Here is an 18,590-nt window from a genome sequence, read left to right as displayed (position 1 = left end):
CGACCGATCATGGCAGCTCGCGGTGACAATTCGAAAGCAAAGCCCGGCGCGCCTGTCGACGTCGAGCCATTGCGCCGGGCGATAACCGGCTGCGTGCGCTCGATCGCCGGTGACGGCGACGTCGAGGTGACCTTCGCCAATGAGCGGCCGGGGATGACCGGCGAGCGCATTCGGCTGCCGGAACTTTCCAAACGGCCGACGGCGCATGAGCTGGCGGTCACCCGTGGTCTCGGCGATTCGATGGCGCTGCGGCTCGCCTGCCATGACGAGAAGATGCATGCGACGATGGCGCCGCAAGGCTCGGACGCCCGGGCGATCTTCGATGTAGTCGAACAGGCGCGCGTCGAATCGATCGGCGCGCTGCGCATGGAGGGCATGGCATCGAACCTGCGCTCCATGACGGAAGAGAAATATTCCAAGGCGAATTTGACCGGCATCGAGCGCCAGGAAGACGCACCGGTCGGCGAAGCGGTTGCGATGATGGTGCGCGAGAAGCTGACTGGCCAGCGCCCGCCAGCCTCCGCCGGCAAGGTGCTGGACCTCTGGCGCGACTTTATCGAGGACAAGGCAGGGTCCGAACTCGACAATCTGTCGAGCGCGATCAACGACCAGCAGGCCTTCGCCAAGGTCATCCGCAACATGCTGTCGGCGATGGAAATGGCCGAGGAATACGGCGACGATGACAGCGACGCCGACAATGACGACCAGTCGGAGCAGGAAGACCAGCCGAGCGGCGACGAACAGGACCAGGACGAGGTCGACGAGGATGCCGGTACCGATGCCGCCCCCGTCGAGGACAGTGAGGTCGCCGACGAGCAGATGGAGGACGGCGAGACCGAAGGCGCCGAAATCTCCGACGACGACATGATGGAAGAGGGCGAGGACGATTCGGAAACGCCGGGCGAGACCCGCCGGCCGAATACGCCTTTTGCCGATTTCAACGAGAAGGTCGATTATCACGTCTTTACCGAAGAGTTCGACGAGATCATCACCGCCGAGGAACTTTGCGACGCCGCCGAGCTGGAGCGCCTGCGCGCCTTCCTCGACAAGCAGCTGGCGCATCTCCAGGGCGCGGTCGGCCGTCTCGCCAACCGGCTGCAGCGCCGCCTGATGGCGCAGCAGAACCGCTCCTGGGATTTCGACCTGGAAGAGGGTTATCTCGATCCGGCCCGGCTGCAGCGCATCATCATCGATCCGATGCAGGCGCTCTCCTTCAAGATGGAGCGCGACACCCAGTTCCGCGATACTGTCGTTACCCTGCTCATCGACAATTCCGGCTCGATGCGCGGCCGGCCGATCACGGTTGCCGCCACTTGCGCTGATATTCTCGCCCGCACGCTGGAGCGCTGCGGCGTCAAGGTCGAGATCCTGGGCTTTACGACCAAGGCCTGGAAGGGCGGGCAGGCGCGTGAAAGCTGGCTTGCCGGCGGCAAGCCGCAGACGCCTGGCCGCCTCAACGACCTGCGTCATATCATCTACAAGTCGGCCGACGCGCCGTGGCGGCGCGCGCGCGCCAATCTCGGGCTGATGATGCGCGAGGGCCTGCTCAAGGAAAATATCGACGGCGAGGCGCTGATCTGGGCGCATAATCGCCTGCTCGCGCGCCGCGAGCAGCGCCGCATCCTGATGATGATCTCGGACGGAGCGCCAGTGGACGATTCGACGCTGTCGGTCAATCCGGGCAATTATCTGGAGCGGCACCTGCGTGCCGTCATCGAGCAGATCGAGACACGCTCGCCTGTCGAGTTGCTGGCGATCGGCATCGGCCATGACGTGACGCGCTACTATCGCCGCGCCGTGACGATCGTCGATGCGGACGAGCTTGCCGGTGCGATGACCGAGCAGCTTGCCTCGCTTTTCGAAGACCAATCCGTGCAGCCGCGCGGCGGCCGGATACGCCGTGCCGGCTGACGCCGCTGGAAGAATGACGGTCAAGCGCCTCTGCCGTGCGGCGTCGATCGCTCTCGGTATCGCAGCCGGCGCTTCCTCGTCATGGGCCGGCGACGACGTGCCGGTCATTAGCCGGCAAATCTCCGATTTCAGGATCGGCTCTTCGGAGATGCAATTCGGATCGCTGGAATTTCTGGGCGGGCTGGAAATGGTGTCCAGCCGAGCGCTGTTCGGCTCGCTCTCCTCCATCCGTTTCCGGCCGGACCAAAAACATTTCGTCGTCGTGCTCGATACCGGCCAGTGGCTGACCGGCAGCATCGAGCGCGACGTCAAGGGCAGGCTTTCCGGCCTTTCGGATGTCGAGATCACGCCGATGAAGAACAGCGCCGGGCGCAGCTTCGAGGGCAAGGGACATATGGATGCCGAAGGCCTGGCGCTCGACGGCGACCGGATCCTGGTCTCCTTCGAGCAGGCTCATCGCGTCGATGTCTATCCCGATCCCGGCTTTGCCGGCTCGGGAGCGATCGCCACCCTGCCGATCCTCATCCCGCGGAAGATGCTGAGCGACAATCGAGGTATCGAAACCATCACCGTGGCGCCGGCATCGAGCCCACTCAAGGGCGGGGTGGTCATCATCTCCGAGCGCGGTCTCGACAGCGATGGCAACCGGATGGCGGCCATTCTCAGCGGGCCGCTGAAAGGACGTTTCTCGGTCGAGCGGGATGGCAGCTTCGACATCACCGACGGCGCCTTCCTGCCGAACGGCGACCTGTTGCTGCTGGAGCGCCGCTTCAACATGGCCGAAGGCATCGGCATGCGCCTTCGGCGCATCAAGGGCGCCGACATCAGGCCCGGCGCCGTCGTTGACGGCGAATTGCTGCTGGAAGGTAATTTCAACTCGCAGATCGACAATATGGAAGGGCTCGATGCTTTTCAGGCCGCCGACGGCACGACCCATATCATTCTGGTGTCGGACGACAATCATTCGATCCTGCAGCGCAATCTGATGCTGGAATTCCGGCTTTCGGAAGAGGCCGCGTGGGCAGCGCCGAGTTCCCAGAAGCGGAATTAATCCAAGACGTCAGACCGATGTCATATGCCTCGGCTATCCCCCGCGGCATCGGGAAGCAGTCTTCGCAGGGAGATTCATGGTGCATATTCATGTCATGGGCGCGTCCGGTTCCGGTACGACATCGCTCGGCCATGCGCTTGCCGAAAGGCTCGATATCGCCCATCTCGACACTGATGATTTCTTCTGGATGCCGACCGATCCGCCGTTCACGACGCCGAGGAATGCCGACGAGCGCATCCGACTGCTCCTCGAGGAAGCGGCACGGCATGACGGCTGGGTCCTCTCCGGATCCGCGCTGAAATGGGGTGGGCCATTGGAGCCGCTTTACGATCTGATCCTATTCCTCAGGATCGAGCCGGGGCTTCGAATGGCGCGCATCCGCGTGCGGGAGATTGCCCGATATGGAAACAGGATCGGGCCTGGTGGCGACATGGAAGTTAAAAGCGGGGAATTCCAGGAATGGGCGGCCAGCTATGAGACGGCCGGCCCCGAGGGTCGCAGCCTTGCGGCGCATGAACAATGGCTGGATACGCAGACGGCGCCGGTGTTGCGGCTCGATTCGTCAAGAGATATCGACGATCTGGTTGCCGAGGCTCTGCTGCATCCCGCGATCACCGCCGGTGCGGTCCGGCGGCGTCCGTGATTAGCTGGCGCGAGCGGCCTGCATCGGCCGCAGCACGTTCATCAGCGCGCCATAAGGCAGCAGCATGACGAGGCCGACGATCATCTTCACGACGAAATCGCCGATCGCCCAGGAAATCCATCGCGGAGCCTCCGTGGCGAAAACGCCGAGGACGGGGGCTGCTTCCAGCGCAAAGGGGTCGTTCGGGCCGAGGAAGACGAAGAACGCGGCGAAGGAAAGCGAGAAGAACATCACCGTATCGAGCGCCGAGCCGATCAGCGAACCGACCAGCGGCGCGCGCCACCAGGCCTGGCGGCGAAGGCGGTTGAAGACGGCGATATCGAGCAACTGGCCGGCGAGATAGGCCGAGCCGGAGGCGATGGCGATGCGTGGCACCGAGGTGAAGAAGGAGAGCGTCACACCGACGACGAAGCCGGCAAAGACGACCTTGCGGGCTGCCTGCGGGCCGAACTGACGGTTGGTCAGGTCGGTGATCAGGAAAGCGATCGGATAGGAGAAGGCGCCCCAGGTCAGGATGTCGGCAAGGTTGATGCCGGCGACTTCGGCGTTCAGCGGAAACTGGACGAGGAAGTTGGAGGCGACGACGACGAGCGTCATCAGCGCGACATAGGCGATGGTATAGCGGGTCTTCAGCATTTTTTTATCCTGGGTGATGCCACCAGTTGGAGGAGCAAACCGGCAAAGCAAAAGGCTTGTCCGGTATTATCCGTTCAAGCCTTTTGAAGCCGTATGAAAGAAGGGCAGAAGGAAGCTTACGCAGCAGCGGCTTCGGCGGTCTTCTTGGCGATCTGACGGCGCAACAGGCGCGCGCGCATCGACAATTCGTTTTCGCTGGCCTTCAGCAGGAAGGCATCGAGGCCGCCACGATGCTCGACGGTGCGAAGAGCGGCAGCCGAAACGCGAAGACGATAACGCTGGTTGAGAGCGTCGGAAATCAGCGTGACCTGGCACAGGTTCGGCAGGAACCGGCGCTTGGTCTTGTTGTTGGCATGGCTGACATTGTTACCAGTCAGGACGGCCTTGCCGGTCAATTCGCACACGCGGGACATGGAACACCTATTCTTGTTTTTCTCGGGCCATCGAATTGCCATTCCCGGCAAAACCAGGCGCGCAATCCAACGGGCATGATTGGAAAGTTGCGGTTCTATAGTCAGACAGGCTGCTCGCGTCAAGCCAAACCTTGGCCTTTCCCGCAATTCTGTCAAAAAGCTGCTGTTTTCTTCCCTTCGCGGCAGGAGTATAGACCGCTCAGCAAAGGTTGCCAGCGCGCAGCAAGACAAGGCTTTTTTCCATGGCTCATTCGGGCAGACGGATTTTCATTTCGGCCATCGCCGCACTTCTTGCCATACCCGCATCGGCGGCCGAAATCCAGCATCGGACGGAATACCGGGTGGCGCTCGCCGGGCTGCCGATCGCGCGCGCCGCGTTCCTGACGCAGATCGAGGACGATCACAGCTACAAGATCGCCGGGAGCATCAATTCCGCCGGTCTTGCCGATCTCATCACGACGATTTCGGCCAAGACCAGCGTGAGCGGCGTCGTGCGCAATGACAGATTGCAGGCGCAGAAATACTCGCTCTACTACAAGAGCGGCAAGAGGAAGGCCCGCGTCTACGAGGTCAGCTACCGCAACGGCAACATCATCTCGGCGACGACGACACCGATGCCGAAGCGCCCGAAGAACTGGATCGACGTCACGCCGCGCGACATGCGCTCGGTGCTCGATCCGATCTCCGGCCTGGTCTTCACCGGCGATACCAAGGTCTGCTCGCAGACGCTGCCGATCTTCGACGGCGAGACGCGCATGGATCTGGTGCTGTCGCCGAAGGGCGACGAGGATTTTTCCACCAATGGGTTCAAGGGCAAGGCGACCGTCTGCAGCGTCCGCTTCGTGCCGCGCTCGGGCTACAAGAAGGGCCGCAAGGATATCGACTATCTGAGCAAGAGCGATCGCATGGAAATCTGGTTTGCCAAGTCGGACGCGGCAAATGTATACGCTCCTGTTTATGTGCGCATTCCAACCGAATATGGAATGGTGACGATCACTGCCGTCAAATACGGCAGCAACAGCTGACGGGGCTTCTGCCTCCGTGAAGGGGGACAGGTGAAGCTTCGCGCGACGTTGATCGGCTTTACGGCCATTCTGATGTGGTCGTTCCTGGCGTTGTTCACGGCCGCCTCCGGCAAGATGCCACCGTTCCAGCTTTCGGCCGTCTGCTTTGCGATCGGCAGCATTCCCGGCCTCGTCGTGCTTATCCTCAATCCCGCGCGGCTGGCGCTGCTGAAGCAGCCGGCCAAGGTCTGGATAACCGGCATTGCGGGGCTGTTCGGTTATCACTTCCTCTATTTTACCGCGCTCCGGAACGCGCCGGCGGTGGAGGCGGGGCTGGTCGCCTATCTCTGGCCGCTGTTGATCGTCGTCGGTTCGGCGCTGCTGCCGGGCGAACGGTTGCACTGGTATCATGCGGCGGGTGCGCTTGCCGGACTTTGCGGTACCTTCCTGATCGTCGGTCGCAACGGCATCGATTTCGACGGCGCCTATGCCGTCGGTTACGGTGCCGCCTTTCTCTGCGCCTTCACATGGTCCGGCTATTCGCTGCTGACGCGGCGTTTCGACGCCGTCTCCACGGATGTCGTCACCGGCTTCTGCCTTGCGACATCCATGCTGTCGTTGCTCTGCCATCTCGGCCTGGAGACGACCGTCTGGTCGGCAACGAGTTTCGAGTGGGTCGCCGTCGCCGGGCTTGGGCTCTTTCCGGTCGGGGCTGCCTTCTACGCGTGGGATTACGGCGTCAAGAACGGCGATATCCAGATTCTCGGCGCGGCAAGTTACGCCGCACCTCTGCTTTCGACGCTTATTCTGCTGCTGTTTGGATTTGCCGAGCCGAGCTGGCGCATTGCTCTCGCCTGCGTGCTCGTCACCGGCGGGGCGGTGCTCGCCGCCCAGGACATGTTCCGCCGCAAGAGCCAGGCGCAGCCCGCAGCAGCAGAATAGGCCTTAGATAGTTGGAGCATGGTGTCGCCCGAAAACCGCTCACACTTTTCGGCATCATGCTCTAGCCGCCGGGCTTCCAACCGGGCGGCGCCATCTCGAAGCTCGAAAACTCGAAGCCGGGCGAGACGGTGCAGCCGACCAGGGTGAAATCGCCGAGGGTTTCGGCCGATTGCCACCAATTGGCGGGAATGATCGCCTGCGGCCGCTCGCCGGCGGACAGGTTGGTTCCGAGCGTCAGGGTTTGGCTTGCCGTTCCGTCTTCCGAGCGGTGCAGCGAGAGCGGCGCGCCGGCGTAATAATGCCAGGCCTCCGCCGCGTCATGGACGCGATGCCAGTGCGAACGCTGTCCCCTGGTCAGCAGGTAATAGATCGCTGTCGAGTGGCCGCGTTCCCCGCCCGCCGTATCGCGGAATGTCTGCACGTACCAGCCACCTTCGGGATGCGGCTGCATGCCGAGTTCGCGGATGATGTCCTCAGGCGACATCAGAAATGGTCCTTGCGCTTGCGGATCTCTGCAAAGACTTCCTCGTTGGTCTTGCCTTCCATCAGCAGATTGCGGCGGATCGCCGGATCGGCGGCGCGCAGGAACGGGTTGGTTTCCTTTTCCAGCCCCAATGTCGTCGGGATGGTGAATTTGCCATCGGCGCGCAAGGCCTCGATCTCGGCGGCGCGGCTCTTCAGTCGCTCATTGTCGGGATCGACGGTCAGCGCGAAGCGGGCATTGGACAATGTGTATTCATGGCCGAAGTAGATGGCGGTCTCATCGGGCAACACGGCGAGTTTCTGCAGGGAATGCCACATATCGGCGGCCGGGCGTTCGAACAGCCGGCCGCAGCCGAGCGCAAACAGCGTGTCGGCTGCAAACAGCAGCTTGTCATCGACGAAGTGATAGCAGATGTGGCCGGCGGTGTGGCCGGGTGTCTCGATGACGTTGACGGTGTGATCGCCGAAAAGGAAGCTGTCGCCATCGGCCATCGTCCGATCGAGGCCGGGAATGGCGACGGCCTCGTTGATCGGGCCGATGATCTCGCAGCCGAATTGTTCCTTCAGCGCCAGGTTGGCAGTGACATGGTCGGTGTGATGATGAGTGGTGAAGATATGGGTGATTTTCCAGCCGCGACGTGTCGCCGCTTCCAGGATCGGCGCCTCCTCCGGCGCATCGATCGCCGCGGTAAAGCCTGTCTCCGGATCGTGCACGAGAACGCCGAAATTGTCGGTGCGGCAGAGAAAAACGTCTAATTCCAAAGGTTTCATCGTTCAATAATCCCTTATCCCAGGAGTCTCGCGGAAATGTAGAGGTTCCGGCCTTGAAGTCCAACCGCCCGCTGATAACATTTGTCGCAATGCACGCCGATATCGTCGACTTACGCCAGTTCTATCATTCCGAGCTCGGACGTCTTGCCGAGCAGTCGATCGCCATGGCGCTGTCCTCGCTCTGGGTGCGGCTGCCGCAGGAGCGTCTGGTCGGTCTCGGTTATGCCGTGCCCTTCCTCGATCGCTTCCAGGCCGATACCGAGCGTACCTTCGCTTTCATGCCGGCCGGGCAGGGCGCGGTGAATTGGCCGATGGGCTCGCTCTCGACGACGGCGCTTGTCTTCGACGAGGAACTGCCGCTGCCGGATTCGTCGATCGACCGGGTGCTGATGGTGCATTCGCTGGAATTCGCCGAAAGCCCGCGCGAGACGCTGAAGGAGCTCTGGCGGGTGCTGGCGCCGGGTGGACGGCTGGTCATCGTCGTGCCGAACCGGCGCGGCGTCTGGGCACGCATGGAGCATACACCCTTCGGTTCGGGCCGGCCCTATTCCCGCGGTCAGTTGACCAATCTGCTGCGCGAGACGAATTTCACCCCGGGCGCGACGGCTGAAGCGCTGTTCTTCCCGCCCTCGAAGTTGAGGACCATCCTGCGGCTTCGCCGCGCCTTCGAGCGGATCGGTCGAACGCTGTGGCCGGCCTTCTCGGGCGTCATCATCGTCGAAGCGCAGAAGCGGCTCTATCAGGGGCTGCCGGTGGCGGCGCGGGCCTCCCGCCGCGTCTTCGTGCCGGTTCTCGCACCGCATGGCGTGCCGACCACACGCAGCAGGTAGCTCTCGGCGGTCTCCAACTGCTTGTGTCACGCCCATAGGTCTCGACAACAATCTCATTCCGCTTTAATGCCACTTGGTGTTTTTCAGCCCGGATTTCCGGCAATTCCAAGGTCGAACCCATGAGCGTTGAGATGAGCAAGCCCGTTCCGCGTCCCGGTATTCTCGATATCGCAGCCTATGTGCCGGGCAAGGAACATGCGCCGGGTGTTGCCCGCGTCTACAAGCTTTCGTCCAACGAAACGCCGCTCGGCGCCAGCCCGAAGGCAATCGAAGCCTTCAAGACGGTTGCCGACAATCTGGGGCGTTATCCTGACGGGCAGGCGATCGAACTGCGTGAGGCGATTGCCGCCGTGCACGGCCTCAATCCGGCAAACATTCTCTGCGGCAACGGTTCCGACGAACTGCTCGGCTTGCTCTGCCATGTCTATCTCGGTGCCGGCGACGAGGGCATCATCACCGAGCACGGCTTCCTCGTCTACAAGATCCAGATCCTGGGCGCCGGCGCCACGCCTGTTGTCGTCAAGGAGAAAGACTATACCGTCGATGTCGATGCGATCCTTGCCGCGGTGACCGAGAAGACGAAGATCGTCTTCATCGCCAATCCCGGCAATCCAACCGGCACCTATGTTTCCGTCAGCGAGATCCGCCGCCTTCAGGCCGGACTGCCGAAACATGTCGTCCTCGTGCTCGATGCCGCCTATGCCGAATATGTGCGCCGCAACGATTATGAAGCCGGCATCGAGGTCGTCTCCTCCAATGCCAACGTGGTGATGACCCGCACCTTCTCGAAGGCTTATGGCCTTGCGGCGCTGCGCGTCGGCTGGATGTATGCGCCCGCCGAGATCGTCGATGCGCTGAATCGCGTGCGCGCGCCGTTCAACTTGAACGCGCCGGCAATCGCCGCCGCTGCCGCTGCCATCCGCGACCAGGCCTTCATCCAGCAGGCCGTCTCCTTCAATCAGATGTGGGTCGAGACGCTCACCCAGGCACTCGAAGCGATCGGGTTGAAGGTGACGCCGTCCGTCGCCAATTTCGTCCTCATTCATTTCCCCGAGATCGACGGCAAGCGCGCCGCGGATGCCGATGATTTGTTGACGAGCCGCGGCTACATCCTGCGCGCCGTGCGCGGCTATGGTTTCGCCAATGCGCTGCGCATGAGCATCGGCCCCGAAGAGGCCAACCGCGGCGTGATTGCCGCGCTCACCGAATTCATGGGTCATCAGGCATGAGTGTGCAGTTCGATCGGATCGCGCTGATCGGCATCGGCCTGATCGGCTCTTCGCTCGCCTATGACATCAGGCGGCTTGGTCTTGCAAGGGAGATCGTCGTCGCCACGCGCAGCCCCGATACGCTGAAGCGTGCGGAGGAACTCGGCCTCGGCGACCGCTACACGACGTCTTCACAGGATGCCGTCAAGGATGCCGATCTGGTGATCGTCTCGGTGCCGGTCGGCGCTTCGGAAAGTGTGGCGAAGGAGATTTCGGCAAGCCTGAAGCCCGGGGCGATCGTCACCGATGTCGGCTCCACCAAGGCTTCTGTCATTGCGCAGATGCTGCCGCATATGCCTGATAATGTGCATTTCATCCCCGGCCACCCGCTGGCCGGTACGGAGAAATCCGGCCCGGATGCCGGCTTCCCCGGCCTCTTCGAAGGCCGTTGGTGCATCTTCACGCCGGTCGCGGATACCGATGAGACCGCTTTGAAGCGGCTGCGCAGCTTCTGGGAAGCGTTGGGCTCGAAGGTCGACGAAATGGATGCCGAACATCACGACAAGGTGCTCGCCATCGTCTCGCACCTGCCGCATATCATCGCCTACAATATCGTCGGCACCGCCGACGATCTGGAGACGGTGACGGAGTCGGAAGTCATCAAATATTCCGCCTCTGGCTTTCGTGATTTCACTCGCCTCGCCGCCTCCGACCCGACGATGTGGCGCGACGTCTGCCTGCATAACCGCGATGCGATCCTCGAAATGCTGGCGCGCTTCTCGGAGGATCTCGCCTATCTGCAGCGCGCCATCCGCTGGGGCGAGGGCGACAAGATTTTCGAACTCTTCACCCGCACGCGCGCCATCCGCCGTTCGATCGTCCAGGCCGGCCAGGATGTCGACGCGCCGGATTTCGGCCGCCACGCGCTGGACAAGAAGTAGCCGCCGCGATGGTGGAGGTGGCACGTGCCGGCCGGGCGGATATCGACTGGTTGGCTCGCGAGGATGCCAGCGCCGGTGAAGCATGGGTATCGCGTTGCGTCGCGCTCGGCGAATATCTGGTTGCCAGGGAAGACGACGAGATCGTCGGCTTCCTGCGTTTCTCCCGCTTCTGGGGCAGGGTTCCCTATATGGAAATGATCCGCGTCCTGCCCGGCCATCGCCGGTCGGGCGTTGGGACGGCGCTGTTTCTCGCCTGGGAAGAAGCCATGCGCGGCGATGGCGCCCGCCTGCTGATGACGTCGAGCGAATGCGACGAAAGCCGGCCTCAGGACTGGCACCGCCGCAACGGATTTTCCGAAACTGGCGCGATCGAGTTGCCCGGCCTGCAATCGGTGCCGGAAGTCTTCTTCATCAAGCGAATTGCCTGAAGCGCCTCGCGTCGAGCCGGACTCATTCGACGCGCTTCAGGCCTTTCCTATGCATCCCGTTATCCCAAAACCGCTGGACACTTTGGGGGGATGCATCAGATCGGTGGAATGCGGCCGAGCGGGATGAAACCGCTGACGGTGGCATTGCCGCGATTGACGACGAGATCGACGGAGACCTTGTCGCCGCCGCCGGCAAGCGATTTCAGCAGCTTCGTCGCCGTGTTGACGGTCGAGGCGATATCCGGAAAGGCCTGTTTCAGGCTGTCCCCCCAAGGGCCGAGTTGTTCGATCTCCAGTTTGAATTTTCCCGAAAGCAAGCCCTGCTCGTCGAAGGAGAAGGGGCCGGTGAGCGTCATCACCTTGCCGTCACCGATGTCGGCGACGATGCGGCGCAGGTCGCCGGTGGCGCCATTGAGGCCGTTCCGGTCACTGCCGTCGATCAGGCCGGCCTTGCCGGCGACGGTCAGATCGATGCTCGCCGAGAATTTCGGGAAGATCTGCGGCCAGTCCTTGATCGCCGCGTTGGCGTCCTGCACGGAAATCGCACCGTCGAGATCAGCACCATTCTGGCGCAGGTGGATTTCGGTGCGAGCGGCATCGAAGCTCATGGTCTGGCCGGTGTAGGAGGAGAAGGCCATCGCCTTCAGACCCTCGATTACGGTCGAGCTGTGGTCGATGCCCTGCAGCCTCGTCGTAAGGCTCGCCTGCAGGTTCGTCCATTGGGCCGAGATCGAAAGGCCGTTGCTGGTGCGGATCTCTGCCGGAGAATCGAGTTCCCAGACGATATTGCCGGGCGCGTAGACCTGTGCTGCCGAGCGCAGCGCGCCGAAGGTGGCGGAGACGCCGTTGACATTGTCGTCGACGTCGATCTTGGAGCAGAACAGGCCGATACGGAAGGGATAGCCGCGAAATTCGATATCGGAGCATTCGCCGCTGACGCCTGCCTGGTCGCGCGGCGCGATCGCTTTCAGCACTGTGTTCTTCAGCGCCGAGGCCGCATAGAACCAGCCGCCGGTATAAAGCGCAATCACCAGGAGGACGCCTCCACCCAGCAACCAGAATTTCTTACCGCTGCCGGATTGGCTGCTGCCGGATTGGCTTGACGCTGCCATGATGTTCTCCAATGGTGAATCGCAAATGTGATTCCCGGTCTGGCGTGCGATATGGACGAATTTTGGGTATTTGGCTACGGTTCGCTGATGTGGAATCCGGGCTTCGAGTTCATGGAGCGGGCAGAGGCCCTAGTCTACGGCTACAGGCGTTCGCTCTGCGTCCGCTCCTTTGTCCATCGTGGTACCCGCGACAATCCGGGCCTGGTTCTCGGCCTCGACAGGGGTGGCGCCTGCCGCGGCATGGCTTTCCGCATTTCGCCGGAAAAATGGGATGAGGTGATCGATTATCTCCGCGCCCGCGAGTTGGTCACCAATGTCTACCTGGAGCGCCGGGTGCGGCTGCAGCTTGCCGGCCGGCGTCGGGTCGAAGCGGTCGCCTACATCATCGACCGCGAGCATGAACAATATGCCGGCGCGCTCGATGCGCTTGCGGCGGCACGGGTGGTGAACGAAGCAAACGGCCAGTCAGGTCCGAATGATGCCTATATCTTCAACACGCTGACGCATCTGAAGCAGATGGGCATTCGCGACCATTGGCTGGAGCAGGTCGTCAACGAAGTGGAGCGGCTGCGCGCCGCCTGATCTCAGCCAGTTGCCGCGTTCAGCTTGCGCAGCTCGACCAGCCTTTCGACCGCCGTCGGCGGGAGCGGCAGATGCGGATTTCGCGCGACGGTTTCGAGCAGAAGCTCGTCGCTTGCCCGCTCCGATACCTCGATCAGATGGGCGAAAAAGGCGTCCGGATCCATTCCCGGCATGATCGGCGGCAGAATCTTCACCTTGAAATGGCCGGGATAACGTCGAATGCTCCGCCGCGGCCAGAACAGACCGGGATGCATGGCAACCGGCACGACAGGGAGGTTAAGATCGCGGTACATGCGGGCGATGCCGTATTTATAGAGCGGCTCTGCGCCTGGCGGGCGGCGGGTGCCCTCGGGATAGATGATGAGCTGGCGGCCGGTCGACAGTTCCTCCTTCGTGCGTTTCAGCACTTCCACCATCACCTTGCCGCGGGCGCCGCGATCGACCGGGATCATACGCTGTTTCTTCGCATACCAGCCGAAGAGCGGAATCCACATAAGCTCGCGCTTCAGGATGTAGACCGGATCCTTCAGCCAGGGCAGCAGCGCGTAGGTATCCCAGAAGGACTGATGTTTCGGCGCCAGGATGTAGCTGCCATCAGGCAGGTTCTCCAGTCCCTCGATCTCGAAGGTGGTGCCGACGATCACCCGCATCAGCCAGTGGTTGGAGCGCGCCCAGTTCTTCGGGATCGCATAGGCGATCTTGCGCGGCACGACGAAATAGTAGGGCGAGAGCACGATCATCCGGATGATGAGGTTGGCGTAGAAGATCGTGTTGAAGAGAACGGAACGCAGGGCGATCATGAAACTTTCCCGAGGCATGCTCACGCGACCGGCCTACACGATATTGCCCGCCATAAAAAGCGTTTGATGACGCCCTGATGTAAAAGCCTAGAACAGGATGATTTAGGCCTGTTCGGCCTAAAATCTGAATCCTGTTCTACATTATAAAGTTAGAGCATGATGTCGTCCGAAAACCGCTCACACTTTTCGGCATCATGCTCTGAAGAAATTCCGGCAAAAGTGCATAGTGGTTTTGCGTCCGGATTGCGCAAAACAAGAAGACGGAGCGTCCGTAGCGCGTTCTATCAGACGCGCGGTGCTCTATTGTTGGCCGGACGCATTTGCCGAGCGCAAGCCGGTGTGGCGGCCGAAGCCGGTGATGTTGCGGGCCCCGGTCAGCAACACTTTCACATATTCGGCCAGCATCACGCGCATCGCATTCGGATCGGTGAACCAGTTGCGGCTCTTCAAATCCGAATTGACCACGGGATAAGCGATGAATTCGATGTCGGGATCGACATAGGAGAGTTCGGCGAGGCTTCGGGGCATGTGATAGTTGTTGGTGACGATCAGAACGCTGCGGTATCCCTTGGTGTGGATCCAGTTCGAAGCTTCCTCGGCATTGCCGATCGTGTCGATCGCATCGTAGCCGATATCGACACAGCAGGAGAAGAGATCGGCCGAACCCTGCGTCATCTTGCGGATCTGTGCCGGCGTCGTCGTCGGGTGGACGCCGGAAATGAGCAAGCGCTTGCCTGCCCCCTTCTGCAGCAGCTCCACGGCCTGGTCGATGCGCTGGTAACCACCCGTCAGGACCACGATGGCATCCGCCTTCGGCTCGGCCGGGGGCTTCAGCGTCGTCACGGAATCGGCGAAACGCAGAAAACCGCCGAATACCAGGGCGATTGCCAGCAAGCAGGCAAAGCCGCCCCAGCGCAGCAGGCGGCGGATTGGCCCGCGTCGCGGCGGCAGACCCGCCGGGCGATCAAGCTCCGGGTCCTGATGAATCGGGTTGGGTGTCGTGTGTCCCATCGTCATGAATCGTGATTATACGCTGATTGCGGCGCGGAACAGACGCTTTCATGGCAAAACGGCACGGTCACGATCAACTTCCGATGCCGTCGGTGCGTGTCGGGTCTGAGCGTAGTGTATCGATTTCGTAGATCGTCCGCATGACGGTCAGCCGCGCGGTGAAGGTGGTCAGGAGTGCGATGACGATCATCGTCGCGAAGATGCCGGCATAACCGAGCACGCCGACGGAGAAGGTGCCGAAGAGCGCGGTCGCCTGGTCCGTTTCCGGGGTGGCGAGGGTGCGGCTCTGCCAGAAACCGGCGCTAGCGAAGAAGAGAGCGGCAAGCGCGCTGCCGATCGCCGAGCCCTTGAGGCTGATCTTCAGGAAATGCTTCTGAAATTCGGTGGCGACGAAGGAGCTTTCGGCGCCGACGAAATGCAGCACTTCGACGACGTGACGATTGCCCGACAGCGCGCCGCGCGTGGCGAAGACGACCGTGAGCACCATCGCCGTGAAAACCAGCAGCAGGATGCCGGTGCCGATCATGACAGTCGTGTGCGCCATGGACACCAGCCGGTCGACCCAGGTGCGGTGATCGTCGAGGCTCGCCTGCGGGATACTGTCCTTGAGCAGCGCCCGCATCGAATCGAAATCCGGTGGATTGCTCTCATCGATGGTGATGATGACGAGACGGGGAACGGGCAGATCCTTGAGATCGAGACCGGGGCCGAGCCACGGTTCGAGCAGGCGGGCGGTCGCCGCCTCGTCGACGATCTGGCCGCTTTTGGTGCCGACGAAGGTCAGCGCCAGGTCGCGCGCCTGGGTGAGCGCCTTCTCCATGTCGAGATTGTCGTCCGGCTTGATCTGAATGGTGATCTCGCGGGAGATCTGGCTCTCCCAGCTGGCCGCCGTCGAGCGCACCATGCTGACGCCGCCGAGCGTCAGGCAGGCAAGAAAGGCCATGATTGAGATCACCACCATCAACGCGCTGCCCTGGATGTTCGAAGGCGGCAGGATCGGCGCAGTCGGACGCACGCGCAATTCCGGCCGCTTCTGCTGGGTCTTGGCAGACGCCTTCTCGGGGTTTCTGGACGGGGGCTCAGTCATAGATATCGAGATGCCCCTCTGAGAGGATCATGCGGCGGGCTTCCACCTGTTCCATCAGCGCCAGGTCATGGGTGGCGATCACCACCGCCGTGCCGAGTCGGTTCAGCTCGAGGAAAAGATTGAGCAGGCGCTTGGCCATCGGCGGATCGACATTGCCAGTCGGCTCGTCGGCCAGCAGCACTTCCGGCCGGTCCATCAGCGCCCGGGCGATTGCGGCGCGCTGTTTCTCGCCGCCGGAGAGCACGGGCGGCAGCACGTTGATGCGTTCGCCGAGGCCGACCCATTTCAAAAGTTCGAGGACATCGGTCTTGTAGGAGCTCTCATCCTTGCCACGCACCCGTAAGGGCAAAGCGACATTCTCATAGGTGGTGAGATGGTCGAGGAGGCGGAAATCCTGGAAGACGATGCCGACGCGGCGGCGCAGAAGCGGCAGTTCAGGGCGGGGGATTTCGGAAATGTCGCGCCCGAACATGCGGATCAGGCCGCGCGTCGGCTGCAGCGACATGAAAAGCATCCGCAGCAGCGACGTCTTGCCGGCGCCCGATGGGCCTGTCAGGAACTGAAAGGATTTCTTCGGAATGTCGAAGGTCAGGTCCCGGAGGATTTCCGGGCCCATGCCATAGCGCAAACCGACATTCTCGAAGTGGATCAACGGGCAACTCAGTCTGTTGTGGGTTTCACCGCACGACTTGTTAACCAACACCGTTAACAGCCGGTAAATTTTGCTGGAAAGACGCCCGTTTGATGGCGATCTTTGCGAAGCATTAACCATTAAAATTTACGACTGAGCAGGATTCGTTTCAATGCCAAGATTTCCCCTGGCAGCGAAACCATGTGGACATCTGCGAGGCAGCCACCATGGAAGCATCCTCCTTCAGTCGCCGGACGCCGGGCCAGGCCTATGATTTCCTGCCGCCGGAACCTGCCAACCGTCAGTACCGCTCTGCGCGTCCTGCCGATATCTCCGACGCCGAATTCGTCACCCTCGGCAAAGTTCGGCCCAGGGAATTCAATGCAAGGACCTATAACGACAACCGCAAGCGTATGGCTGCCGCAAACGCTGCACCGCCGCCGTTCATGCTGGCAATCGCGAATTCCGTTCTGCAGACCGCGGAATCCTGGCTGCAGCGCGCGTCGATGCGGAGCTTCGCAGCGCTGGTGCTGGCGCTCGTCGTGCTTGTCTTCGGGCTAACGGGTGGCTTTTCCGGCGTTTCCGGCGAGCGAGCCACGTCCGGAGCGTCGCTGCATTTCACCCATGTCACGGTGACGCCGCGTGATGCGAACGGCATGCGCGTGCTGGTCATCAACGGCATCATCGAAAACGACAGCGGCACGACGCAGACGGTGCATCCGATCCGTGCCGATCTCGTGACCGACGAGCGGCTGACCGCAAGCATCGTCATCAACCCGCCGGCCGATGTGATCTATGGCGGCCAAAGCCGGGGCTTCTCGGCTCGCGTGCAGCATGCCGGCGGAAAGATGCCGGAGGTCCGGCTTTCCTTCCTGCCACAGACGTAACAGGACACGGGATGGGCCGACTTTCGCGCCACAGGTCGTGCCAATCGCGCTAATTTCATAGCCGGCGAGGCTGTTTCAAGCTCGCATATGTGCTAACGGCTTACCTTCTTTTTCATGGAGCAAGCCCTTATGCCTGTCGTGCGCGGAAAAAACATCGAGCCGCTCTTCACCGCCGAGCAGATTGCCGAACGCAATCATTCGATGGCGCGGGAGATCGCCAGCGGCCCGACCAAGGACCTGCTCGTCATCGCCGTGCTCAAGGGCTCATTCATTTTCGCCGCCGATCTGATCCGGGCCCTGCATGACAGCGGGCTTGCCCCGGAGGTCGAGTTCATCACGCTGTCGAGTTACGGCATCGGCACAGTTTCGCAGGGCGTGCGCATCGTCAAGGATATCGACAGCGACGTGCATGGCCGCGACGTCCTGCTGATCGACGATATCCTTGAATCCGGCCGGACGCTGCTCTTTGCCAAGGAACTGCTTTTCGAGCGTGGTGCGCGCAACGTCACGATCGCCGTGCTGCTCGACAAGCGCGTCAAGCGCAAGGAAAAGCTGGAGGCCGACTATGTCGGCTTCGAATGCCCTGACTATTTTGTCGTCGGCTATGGCATGGATGTCGCCTATGCCTTTCGCGAACTGCCCTTCGTCGGCGTGGTGACCGGGGACGCCTGAGCGACTGCAAAGTGTTGCAGCGCTTTTGCGCGTCTGAAAGACCCGTTGCGCTACTTTGCCGTTCGAGACGGGTTGTTAACCATCTCGTCCATCGCTTCCTCATCTTTACCGATCGAAAAGGAAAGTCTGGTGATTTCCGTCGCGGGGCTGATACGGAGCGATGCACATATGGCAAGAATTCTGATTACGGAAGACGAGGACTCCCTGCGGTCCTTCGTGGCCCGGGCCCTGCGGCTTGATGGCCACGAAACCGATGAGGCGGCCGATGGGGCCGAGGGGCTGGAGAAGCTCAAGGACGGGGTCTACGATCTGCTGCTTTCAGATATCCGCATGCCGGTGATGGACGGCATTGAACTCGCCCATCAGGCAAAAGACGCTTTTCCCAGTTTGAAAATCCTGCTGATGACCGGCTATGCCGAACAGCGCGAACGGGCCGACGATCTTGCCGAAAAGATCATCGATGTCGTCGCCAAGCCATTCGCGCTTCCCGAGATCCGCAAGGCTGTCGCCCGAGCGCTTGTCGCTTAGAGCCAGGATACCAAAAGGC

Annotated in this window: 22 protein-coding genes; 13 read left to right on the top strand and 9 right to left on the bottom strand. The window is 61.8% G+C overall.

Annotated elements, in window-relative coordinates; all coding sequences use genetic code 11:
- Window positions 1-9: 9 nt before the first annotated feature.
- The 3 genes from cobT (at window position 10) to AC25BC_RS19670 (ending at window position 3,605) form a co-directional block, all read left to right on the top strand.
- Window positions 10-1,911 (top strand): cobaltochelatase subunit CobT, encoded by a 1,902-nt coding sequence (gene cobT, locus AC25BC_RS19680; protein ID WP_012759194.1) that lies wholly within the window; start codon window positions 10-12, stop codon window positions 1,909-1,911.
- 13 nt (window positions 1,912-1,924) lie between these two features.
- A complete protein-coding gene (locus AC25BC_RS19675) occupies window positions 1,925-2,962 on the top strand; it encodes an esterase-like activity of phytase family protein (RefSeq protein ID WP_012759193.1) in 1,038 nt (345 codons plus the stop codon).
- 76 nt (window positions 2,963-3,038) lie between these two features.
- Window positions 3,039-3,605 (top strand): ATP-binding protein, encoded by a 567-nt coding sequence (locus AC25BC_RS19670; RefSeq protein WP_012759192.1) that lies wholly within the window; start codon window positions 3,039-3,041, stop codon window positions 3,603-3,605.
- Here AC25BC_RS19670 and AC25BC_RS19665 read toward each other — a convergent pair whose 3' ends face one another.
- The gene (locus AC25BC_RS19665) at window positions 3,606-4,241 is read right to left on the bottom strand and encodes a queuosine precursor transporter (RefSeq protein ID WP_012759191.1); all 636 of its coding nucleotides are present in this window, start codon (window positions 4,239-4,241) and stop codon (window positions 3,606-3,608) included. It lies immediately after the preceding gene.
- Window positions 4,242-4,357: 116 nt separating this feature from the next.
- Window positions 4,358-4,654, bottom strand: coding sequence for a 50S ribosomal protein L28 (gene rpmB, locus AC25BC_RS19660; protein ID WP_003543341.1), 297 nt, complete (start codon window positions 4,652-4,654; stop codon window positions 4,358-4,360).
- Between the two features lie 242 nt (window positions 4,655-4,896).
- Here rpmB and AC25BC_RS19655 point away from each other — a divergent pair, with 242 nt between their 5' ends.
- Together AC25BC_RS19655 and yddG are read left to right on the top strand one after the other, a co-directional pair.
- Window positions 4,897-5,679, top strand: coding sequence for a DUF3108 domain-containing protein (locus AC25BC_RS19655; RefSeq protein ID WP_012759190.1), 783 nt, complete (start codon window positions 4,897-4,899; stop codon window positions 5,677-5,679).
- Between the two features lie 30 nt (window positions 5,680-5,709).
- Window positions 5,710-6,600, top strand: coding sequence for an aromatic amino acid exporter YddG (gene yddG / locus AC25BC_RS19650; RefSeq protein WP_012759189.1), 891 nt, complete (start codon window positions 5,710-5,712; stop codon window positions 6,598-6,600).
- A 61-nt stretch (window positions 6,601-6,661) separates the two neighbouring features.
- Here yddG and AC25BC_RS19645 read toward each other — a convergent pair whose 3' ends face one another.
- Window positions 6,662-7,084 (bottom strand): cupin domain-containing protein, encoded by a 423-nt coding sequence (locus AC25BC_RS19645; RefSeq protein WP_012759188.1) that lies wholly within the window; start codon window positions 7,082-7,084, stop codon window positions 6,662-6,664.
- Window positions 7,084-7,854, bottom strand: coding sequence for a hydroxyacylglutathione hydrolase (gene gloB, locus AC25BC_RS19640; protein WP_017995331.1), 771 nt, complete (start codon window positions 7,852-7,854; stop codon window positions 7,084-7,086). The genes AC25BC_RS19645 and gloB overlap by 1 nt, the downstream gene beginning before the upstream one ends.
- A 53-nt stretch (window positions 7,855-7,907) precedes the next feature.
- Between gloB and AC25BC_RS19635 the strand changes: the two genes are divergently transcribed.
- From AC25BC_RS19635 to AC25BC_RS19620, 4 genes are all read left to right on the top strand, one after another.
- Window positions 7,908-8,684, top strand: a complete 777-nt coding sequence (locus AC25BC_RS19635; protein ID WP_017995330.1) for a class I SAM-dependent methyltransferase — start codon at window positions 7,908-7,910, stop codon at window positions 8,682-8,684.
- Window positions 8,685-8,815: 131 nt separating this feature from the next.
- Entirely contained in the window at window positions 8,816-9,913 is a 1,098-nt protein-coding gene (gene hisC, locus AC25BC_RS19630; RefSeq protein ID WP_020487039.1) for a histidinol-phosphate transaminase, read from the top strand.
- Window positions 9,910-10,833: a prephenate/arogenate dehydrogenase family protein gene (locus AC25BC_RS19625; protein ID WP_012759184.1), complete on the top strand. Its 924-nt coding sequence runs from the start codon at window positions 9,910-9,912 to the stop codon at window positions 10,831-10,833. The genes hisC and AC25BC_RS19625 overlap by 4 nt, the downstream gene beginning before the upstream one ends.
- Before the next feature lie 8 nt (window positions 10,834-10,841).
- Window positions 10,842-11,261 (top strand): GNAT family N-acetyltransferase, encoded by a 420-nt coding sequence (locus AC25BC_RS19620; RefSeq protein ID WP_012759183.1) that lies wholly within the window; start codon window positions 10,842-10,844, stop codon window positions 11,259-11,261.
- A 95-nt stretch (window positions 11,262-11,356) separates the two neighbouring features.
- Here the strand turns inward: AC25BC_RS19620 and AC25BC_RS19615 are convergent, their stop codons facing one another.
- A complete protein-coding gene (locus AC25BC_RS19615) occupies window positions 11,357-12,373 on the bottom strand; it encodes a DUF2125 domain-containing protein (protein WP_012759182.1) in 1,017 nt (338 codons plus the stop codon).
- 51 nt (window positions 12,374-12,424) lie between these two features.
- Between AC25BC_RS19615 and AC25BC_RS19610 the strand changes: the two genes are divergently transcribed.
- Complete coding sequence (locus AC25BC_RS19610) at window positions 12,425-12,955, top strand: gamma-glutamylcyclotransferase (protein ID WP_128438288.1); 531 nt, start codon at window positions 12,425-12,427, stop codon at window positions 12,953-12,955.
- Window positions 12,956-12,957: 2 nt separating this feature from the next.
- Here AC25BC_RS19610 and AC25BC_RS19605 read toward each other — a convergent pair whose 3' ends face one another.
- The 4 genes from AC25BC_RS19605 to ftsE all read right to left on the bottom strand — a co-directional run bounded on the left by AC25BC_RS19605 (window position 12,958) and on the right by ftsE (window position 16,505).
- Window positions 12,958-13,755 carry a lysophospholipid acyltransferase family protein gene (locus AC25BC_RS19605; RefSeq protein WP_012759180.1) on the bottom strand — a complete coding sequence of 266 codons (798 nt, stop codon included), beginning with the start codon at window positions 13,753-13,755 and terminating at the stop codon, window positions 12,958-12,960.
- 300 nt (window positions 13,756-14,055) lie between these two features.
- Window positions 14,056-14,766 carry a YdcF family protein gene (locus AC25BC_RS19600; RefSeq protein WP_020487038.1) on the bottom strand — a complete coding sequence of 237 codons (711 nt, stop codon included), beginning with the start codon at window positions 14,764-14,766 and terminating at the stop codon, window positions 14,056-14,058.
- Window positions 14,767-14,839: 73 nt separating this feature from the next.
- The gene (locus AC25BC_RS19595) at window positions 14,840-15,853 is read right to left on the bottom strand and encodes a cell division protein FtsX (RefSeq protein WP_012759178.1); all 1,014 of its coding nucleotides are present in this window, start codon (window positions 15,851-15,853) and stop codon (window positions 14,840-14,842) included.
- Complete coding sequence (ftsE, locus tag AC25BC_RS19590; protein ID WP_003543317.1) at window positions 15,846-16,505, bottom strand: cell division ATP-binding protein FtsE; 660 nt, start codon at window positions 16,503-16,505, stop codon at window positions 15,846-15,848. The genes AC25BC_RS19595 and ftsE overlap by 8 nt, the downstream gene beginning before the upstream one ends.
- 206 nt (window positions 16,506-16,711) lie before the next feature.
- Between ftsE and AC25BC_RS19585 the strand changes: the two genes are divergently transcribed.
- From AC25BC_RS19585 to AC25BC_RS19575, 3 genes are all read left to right on the top strand, one after another.
- On the top strand, window positions 16,712-17,371 hold the full coding sequence (locus AC25BC_RS19585; protein WP_012759177.1) for a membrane protein: 660 nt from the start codon (window positions 16,712-16,714) through the stop codon (window positions 17,369-17,371).
- Between the two features lie 129 nt (window positions 17,372-17,500).
- The gene (hpt, locus tag AC25BC_RS19580) at window positions 17,501-18,043 is read left to right on the top strand and encodes a hypoxanthine phosphoribosyltransferase (RefSeq protein ID WP_003543314.1); all 543 of its coding nucleotides are present in this window, start codon (window positions 17,501-17,503) and stop codon (window positions 18,041-18,043) included.
- 168 nt (window positions 18,044-18,211) lie between these two features.
- On the top strand, window positions 18,212-18,571 hold the full coding sequence (locus AC25BC_RS19575; protein ID WP_012759176.1) for a response regulator: 360 nt from the start codon (window positions 18,212-18,214) through the stop codon (window positions 18,569-18,571).
- Window positions 18,572-18,590: the final 19 nt, after the last annotated feature.

Source organism: Rhizobium sp. WSM409 (assembly GCF_057653825.1).
The sequence above is the reverse complement of the archived record's forward strand: the minus strand, read 5'-3'. Positions and strand labels throughout refer to the sequence as shown.

What these genes read in the sequence shown, in the direction of transcription:
- AC25BC_RS19585 (WP_012759177.1), top strand. Translation starts at nt 16,712, where the DNA reads ATGGAAGCATCCTCCTTCAGTCGCCGGACGCCGGGCCAGGCCTATGAT.
- AC25BC_RS19655 (WP_012759190.1), top strand. Translation starts at nt 4,897, where the DNA reads ATGGCTCATTCGGGCAGACGGATTTTCATTTCGGCCATCGCCGCACTT.
- AC25BC_RS19610 (WP_128438288.1), top strand. Translation starts at nt 12,425, where the DNA reads ATGGACGAATTTTGGGTATTTGGCTACGGTTCGCTGATGTGGAATCCG.
- AC25BC_RS19645 (WP_012759188.1), bottom strand. Translation starts at nt 7,084, where the DNA reads ATGTCGCCTGAGGACATCATCCGCGAACTCGGCATGCAGCCGCATCCC.
- AC25BC_RS19595 (WP_012759178.1), bottom strand. Translation starts at nt 15,853, where the DNA reads ATGACTGAGCCCCCGTCCAGAAACCCCGAGAAGGCGTCTGCCAAGACC.
- AC25BC_RS19665 (WP_012759191.1), bottom strand. Translation starts at nt 4,241, where the DNA reads ATGCTGAAGACCCGCTATACCATCGCCTATGTCGCGCTGATGACGCTC.
- hisC (WP_020487039.1), top strand. Translation starts at nt 8,816, where the DNA reads ATGAGCAAGCCCGTTCCGCGTCCCGGTATTCTCGATATCGCAGCCTAT.
- AC25BC_RS19605 (WP_012759180.1), bottom strand. Translation starts at nt 13,755, where the DNA reads ATGATCGCCCTGCGTTCCGTTCTCTTCAACACGATCTTCTACGCCAAC.
- AC25BC_RS19670 (WP_012759192.1), top strand. Translation starts at nt 3,039, where the DNA reads ATGGTGCATATTCATGTCATGGGCGCGTCCGGTTCCGGTACGACATCG.
- AC25BC_RS19620 (WP_012759183.1), top strand. Translation starts at nt 10,842, where the DNA reads ATGGTGGAGGTGGCACGTGCCGGCCGGGCGGATATCGACTGGTTGGCT.
- hpt (WP_003543314.1), top strand. Translation starts at nt 17,501, where the DNA reads ATGCCTGTCGTGCGCGGAAAAAACATCGAGCCGCTCTTCACCGCCGAG.
- rpmB (WP_003543341.1), bottom strand. Translation starts at nt 4,654, where the DNA reads ATGTCCCGCGTGTGCGAATTGACCGGCAAGGCCGTCCTGACTGGTAAC.
- cobT (WP_012759194.1), top strand. Translation starts at nt 10, where the DNA reads ATGGCAGCTCGCGGTGACAATTCGAAAGCAAAGCCCGGCGCGCCTGTC.
- gloB (WP_017995331.1), bottom strand. Translation starts at nt 7,854, where the DNA reads ATGAAACCTTTGGAATTAGACGTTTTTCTCTGCCGCACCGACAATTTC.
- AC25BC_RS19615 (WP_012759182.1), bottom strand. Translation starts at nt 12,373, where the DNA reads ATGGCAGCGTCAAGCCAATCCGGCAGCAGCCAATCCGGCAGCGGTAAG.
- AC25BC_RS19675 (WP_012759193.1), top strand. Translation starts at nt 1,925, where the DNA reads ATGACGGTCAAGCGCCTCTGCCGTGCGGCGTCGATCGCTCTCGGTATC.
- AC25BC_RS19600 (WP_020487038.1), bottom strand. Translation starts at nt 14,766, where the DNA reads ATGGGACACACGACACCCAACCCGATTCATCAGGACCCGGAGCTTGAT.
- AC25BC_RS19625 (WP_012759184.1), top strand. Translation starts at nt 9,910, where the DNA reads ATGAGTGTGCAGTTCGATCGGATCGCGCTGATCGGCATCGGCCTGATC.
- AC25BC_RS19575 (WP_012759176.1), top strand. Translation starts at nt 18,212, where the DNA reads ATGGCAAGAATTCTGATTACGGAAGACGAGGACTCCCTGCGGTCCTTC.